The 2,207-nt window shown below is 45.4% G+C and carries 2 protein-coding genes and 1 pseudogene; all 3 read left to right on the forward strand.

What is annotated here, in order from left to right; genetic code table 11:
- Positions 1 to 1,289 (forward strand): endonuclease MutS2 (locus AC075L_RS07955; RefSeq protein WP_476387502.1); only part of this gene is annotated, 1,289 nt, incomplete at its 5' end.
- 11 nt (positions 1,290 to 1,300) lie between these two features.
- On the forward strand, positions 1,301 to 2,002 hold the full coding sequence (locus AC075L_RS07960) for a response regulator transcription factor (RefSeq protein ID WP_118408765.1): 702 nt from the start codon (positions 1,301 to 1,303) through the stop codon (positions 2,000 to 2,002).
- Positions 1,999 to 2,207: pseudogene (locus tag AC075L_RS07965) on the forward strand (two-component sensor histidine kinase); the annotation flags it as partial. The gene AC075L_RS07960 and the pseudogene AC075L_RS07965, both read left to right, overlap by 4 nt.

The raw sequence follows: 2,207 nt of genomic DNA on the forward strand, positions 1-2,207 counted from the left end.
CAGAGCTTGCACTGTTTGAAGAAGTTTATGCAGATATCGGTGATGAACAGAGTATCGAACAGTCATTAAGTACATTCTCCTCACATATGACCAACGTGGTTTCTTTCCTGAAAAAAGCCAACCGTCACTCTCTTGTCCTTTTCGATGAGCTCGGTGCAGGTACAGATCCGACAGAGGGTGCTGCCCTTGCCATTGCGATCCTTTCCCATCTTCATGAACAGGGAATCCGCACTATGGCAACCACCCATTACAGTGAGCTGAAGGTATATGCACTCTCCACCTCAGGTGTAGAAAATGCCTGCTGCGAATTTGACGTGGAAACGCTCCGCCCGACCTACCGCCTGCTGATCGGTGTTCCCGGGAAAAGTAATGCATTCGCCATTTCTTCCAAGCTTGGACTTCCGGACTATATCATCGATAAGGCCAAAGAACAGATCAGTGAACAGGATGAATCTTTCGAAGATGTTCTCAGTTCCCTGGAAAGCAGCCGTATAACTATTGAAAATGAACGCCGCGAGATTGAACAGTATAAACAGGAAATTGCCTCTCTGAAATCCGAAATGGAATCCAAGCAGGAGAAGTTGAACGAGCAGCGAGACCGCATCATCCGTCAGGCCAATGAGGAAGCTCATGCAGTTCTCCGCGAAGCCAAGGAATATGCAGACCAGACTATGAAGATGTTCCACAAATTCCAGAAAGACCATGTGGATCTCTCTGCTGTGGAAAAAGAACGCCAGAATCTGCGCAAACATATGAATAAAGCAGAGAAAGGCATGACTCAGAAAACTGCTGCAAAGAAACCGAAGAAGGAACTCACAGCCAAAGATATCTCCCTCGGCGATGCAGTTAAGGTTCTCAGCATGAATCTTAAGGGGACTGTCAGCAGCCGTCCGGACAACAAAGGTTTCCTCTTCGTTCAGATGGGTATCATCCGTTCCAAGGTTCACATCTCTGATCTGGAACTGATCGATGAAGCAGAGATCACCACACCAACCATGCAGCGTACAGGTGCAGGTAAAATCCGCATGTCAAAAGCAGCCCATGTATCCACAGAGATCAACCTGCTTGGCAAAACGGTAGATGAAGCAGTTGCAGAGCTTGACAAATATCTGGATGATGCTTATATCGCTCATCTGAAATCTGTCCGTATTGTTCATGGTAAAGGAACCGGTGCTCTGAGAAAAGGTGTACACAATTATCTGAAGCGCCAGAAGCATGTGGAATCCTTCCGCCTTGGAGAATTCGGCGAAGGAGATGCAGGTGTTACTATTGTAGAATTTAAGAAATAGGAGGGACCACCATGGTTTCCAAACAGAAAATCCTTATTGTTGATGATGATAACAATATCGCAGAGCTTATTGCCCTGTATCTTACCAAAGAATGCTTCGAGACAAAAATCGTAAATGACGGAGAAGAAGCGTTAAGGGAATTTGCCTCCTTCCGCCCGGATCTGATCATTCTGGATCTGATGCTTCCCGGAATTGACGGTTATCAGGTATGTCGTGAAATCCGACATACCTCTGATGTTCCCATCATTATGCTTTCAGCAAAAGGCGAAACCTTTGACAAGGTTCTCGGACTTGAACTGGGTGCAGATGACTATATGATCAAACCCTTTGATTCCAAGGAACTGATTGCCCGTGTACGTGCTGTCCTGCGCCGTTTCCAGGTTAAACAGCCAGCGCCTTCTTCCAGTGAAAAATGTGTTACTTACCCGGATCTGACCGTTAATCTGACAAACTATGCAGTCACATATATGGGTCGTCAGGTTGATATGCCGCCAAAGGAACTGGAACTTCTCTATTTCCTTGCAGCATCACCAAACCAGGTATTTACCCGTGAACAGCTTCTGGATCACATCTGGGGTTATGAATACATCGGTGATACCCGTACTGTAGACGTTCATATCAAACGTCTTCGTGAAAAGATCAAAGACAATCCTCACTGGTCCATTGCCACCGTATGGGGAATCGGATACAAATTTGAGGTAAAAAATCCATGAAACAGCATCATCTTTCCACAAAATTCCTGAGATTTTATATTCTCATCGGGATTTTGGGATTTTTCCTCATAACCCTCGGCGGTTCTTATATGGTGGAAAAGCATCTGGAACACTCTTTAAGTGCCGCACTCTATACAGAAGCGCACAATATTGCATCTAACGAAGCAGTTAAAAGCAATATCTCTTCCAGTACAGTAGATACTCT

It is taken from the genome of Blautia sp. ZXY-1-B12 (assembly GCF_056339915.1).

What these genes read in the sequence shown, in the direction of transcription:
- AC075L_RS07960 (WP_118408765.1), top strand. Translation starts at nt 1,301, where the DNA reads ATGGTTTCCAAACAGAAAATCCTTATTGTTGATGATGATAACAATATC.